This window comes from Rhizobium sp. BR 314, from assembly GCF_047445805.1.
Classification (GTDB): Bacteria; Pseudomonadota; Alphaproteobacteria; order Rhizobiales; family Rhizobiaceae; genus Rhizobium; species Rhizobium lusitanum_B.
Map to the genome: position 1 here is coordinate 1 of NZ_JARWLA010000095.1, position 3,053 is coordinate 3,053.

Consider the following 3,053-nt stretch of genomic DNA (forward strand, 5'->3'; position numbering starts at 1 on the left):
GTGGCCATTGGGCCATCGAGAACTCCCTCCATTGGGTACTCGACGTCACCTTCAACGAGGATGCCGCCCGATCTCGAACCGGGCATGGACCAGCCAACATGGCCGTCGTCCGACACTTCGCCATCAACATGGTTCGAAGCCATAACGACAAGCGCAGTATCAAACTCAGACGAAACAAAGCAGGCAGAAACCCACAATACATGGCCGAAATCATCCGAGCATGACTGTTAACCCGGATTCAGCGCCGTGGCGTCGCTGGTGGCTCTATAAACATCAATGTCGAAATATGACATGGGCAAGAGACACTCGCTGGGTTCTGACACCATCGTACATTCAGGATGACAGTGAGCGCGACGAACAGCCCACTGCTTTCGGCGTTGACGGGATCGCAATAGCACTTTCTTTTAGAACTTCTGCTTTGCCCGCTTCGGCATAAAATAGGTTCGGATATTGACGAGTGCTTCGGCGACGGCAGCAGCATCCTGGTGGGTCGCTTTCCGTTTTGTCTCGCCGAGCTTGCGGATCGGCGCGATGATATCCCCAGTGACGGCATGACCTCGAAGGACAGGCTGCCAAAGCCTCGGCGCGTATCCTGTTCCGAGGAGAAAGCAGATGTCCCAATCGAATGGATCAAGGGTCTGATCATCGATCCTGGTGAACCTGGGCCGGTGGTCTTTCGGTCTCTCGGAAAGGCTTGCAGATATCCGATTATACTCCGCCACGATCGTCTGCACGGCCCGATGTTCGGTTGTTTCCATTGGCAGGTTCAGGGCATCCGGGCCGGTCAGTTCCGGGATCCATTGGCGTGGGTCGATGAACTTCGGGCCGATGATGAGGGCCGTAAGATAGCCATCGAGACTGCTCATTGACCAGATAGGCGATGGCGGACGACGTCTCCTGATAAAGGCTTCGAATGCGTCGTCATCGAGCTTCGGTCGCGGCGTCATCTCCTGGCTGTTCTGTGTCATGCCGCTTGTCGCTCCTGCTGTGTCATCGCTTCGCGCTCGGCGTTCCAGGCCCAAGGCAAAAGGCTCTCCATCTCGTTGGCTTTGACTTTGCCGGAGATGATGCGTTCCAGCACATCGGCAAGCCAGGCGTCGGGGTCCACGCCGTTAAGCTTTGCCGTGTTCACGAGCGATGCCAGGACCGCGAAGGTCTGGCCACCCCGCTCGTTGCCCACGAATAATGAGTTCTTTCTCGTCAGAGCCACGGATTTCATTGAACGCTCGACTACGTTGGAGTCCACCTCGATCCGGCCATCATCGAGGAAGGCTGTCAGGCCGCCCCAGTGGTTGAGCATGTAAGTGACTGCCTTGCCAAGTGCTGATTTCGACGACACCTCGTCGCTCAGTTCGGTGAGATGGACCTTCAGCTCCCTCATGATGGGAGCCGCCTCACGACGCCTGCCGCTAAGCCGGGTATCTTCATCTTCCCCTCGTAGTTTTGCTTCGATGCGATAGATTTCTGCAATCCTGGCAAGGATCGACAAGGCCTCCGAAGAGCCGGTCAGTTTGACGACATCAACGAACTTTCGCCGTGCATGGGCGAGGCAGAAGGCCAGCCGCATGGGGGCAACGTTGCTCTTGCCGCGTCGTTTGACCATGGTTTTATAGGCTTGGTATCCATCAACCTGAAGCACGCCGGCAAACGACGACAATTGCCCCTCGATCTCGCGCGCACTGCGGCTTTCGGCAAAGATATAAGCAACCGCCGGCGGCGCCGGACCATTCCAGGGGCGGTCGTCAACCGCTTGCGCCCATAACTGGCAGACCTTGGTTCGCTTGCGTCCTGGATCGAGGCGCGGAAGCGGCGTCTCGTCACAGAACACCCTCGGCTGCGAGCGGATGAAGGCGGTCAGCGCATCGTAGAGGAGCTCAAGCCACCAGGCGACACGCGTGACCCATGCCCCGAGCGTACCGCGATCAATGATGACGCCGCAGGAGGCCAGCATTTGCGCCTGTCTGTTGAGCGGGAGATGCCAGGCAAACTTCGAAACAGCGACATGCGCGGCAAACGCCGTGGTCACCATGCCACCGTCCATCACGCGTGCCGGTGCGGACGCCTGCACAACAACACTTTCGCAGGCCCGGCATGCATAGCGTGGCCGGATCGTCCGTTTCACCCGGACAACCGCAGGCACGATGTCGAGCGCCTCGCTGACATCAGTGCCGATGCAATGAAGTTCGAACGAACAGCAGGGGCAAGTCTTGCTCTCTGGTTCGATGACCTCGTCATACCGCGGAAGGTGCTTGGGCAAGCGGCCGATATTGCGCGCTGGCGATCGCCGTGCCTGCATTTTGTCTTCAATGACCGGCACGACATCGTCATTGGCAGCAACGGGAATGTCGCTTAGATCGCCAAGATCGAGCATTGCCTGCGTCGGATCGAGCACTGTCATCTTCTCCGATTTCGTCCCGAAGAGCTGGCGCTCAAGGAAGACCACGCGCGCCTTAAGGTCGGCATTCTCTTCGTTGAGCGAGAGAATGATCCGGGTCAATTGCGCAGTGTCCTGGGGCAAGGGATCGGGTCGAAGCGGCATGACGGACCCTACCACATGAGCCTGAATCTTCAAGCAAAACCAATAGGATCAACCAACTTTCAAGGGCCGCTTCACTGGGTTCTGCTTCACCCTTGTCCAGTCAATACCGGCAACCAAAAGTGAGAACTCTTCGCGCGTCATCTGCATGGCGCCATCGCGGATCGGTGGCCAAACGAACTTGCCTGCCTCCAACCACTTCGTCGCTAAAATCATGCCTGATCCGTCCCAGTAAATGCAACGAAGCCGATCAAGACGCTTGGCGCGGAACACGAACACGTCGCCGCAATAGGGTTATGTGGCGCGCCACATAACCCTTTTTATGCATCGGGTGAGATTTTGTGGCGGAGCCGTCATGGCGCCAGCCGGGGACTGCCAAATCTGGCATCTTCCGCCACATAATGTTTTAGCTTAGATGCTGTTCAGCAGTTGCAGAACGGCATCGGTGGGCCGGAAGCGCGTCCCGTAATCGCCCTTGATGCCCGCCTTTTCGAGTCCGTTACGCATCATCTCGACA

General features: G+C 57.6%; 2 protein-coding genes and 2 pseudogenes. 1 reads left to right on the forward strand and 3 read right to left on the reverse strand.

Translation table 11 applies throughout. The annotated features are described in order from the left end of the window. A pseudogene (locus tag QD461_RS36455) lies at positions 1 to 224 on the forward strand (ISAs1 family transposase); the annotation flags it as partial. Positions 225 to 404: 180 nt separating this feature from the next. On the opposite strand, the gene QD461_RS36460 reads toward QD461_RS36455, so the two are convergent. The 3 genes and pseudogenes from QD461_RS36460 to tnpB all read right to left on the reverse strand — a co-directional run. After that, positions 405 to 968 (reverse strand): UPF0149 family protein, encoded by a 564-nt coding sequence (locus QD461_RS36460; RefSeq protein WP_004128954.1) that lies wholly within the window; start codon positions 966 to 968, stop codon positions 405 to 407. After that, a complete protein-coding gene (gene tnpC, locus QD461_RS36465) occupies positions 965 to 2,539 on the reverse strand; it encodes an IS66 family transposase (protein WP_004128951.1) in 1,575 nt (524 codons plus the stop codon). Before tnpC ends, QD461_RS36460 begins: the two co-directional genes overlap by 4 nt. A 48-nt stretch (positions 2,540 to 2,587) precedes the next feature. Beyond that, positions 2,588 to 2,830 (reverse strand): annotated as a pseudogene (gene tnpB, locus QD461_RS36470) (IS66 family insertion sequence element accessory protein TnpB); the annotation flags it as partial. Positions 2,831 to 3,053 lie beyond the last annotated feature (223 nt).

Excerpts from the sequence above, each read along its gene's own strand:
- QD461_RS36460 (WP_004128954.1), bottom strand. The coding sequence starts at position 968 with ATGACACAGAACAGCCAGGAGATGACGCCGCGACCGAAGCTCGATGAC.
- tnpC (WP_004128951.1), bottom strand. The coding sequence starts at position 2,539 with ATGCCGCTTCGACCCGATCCCTTGCCCCAGGACACTGCGCAATTGACC.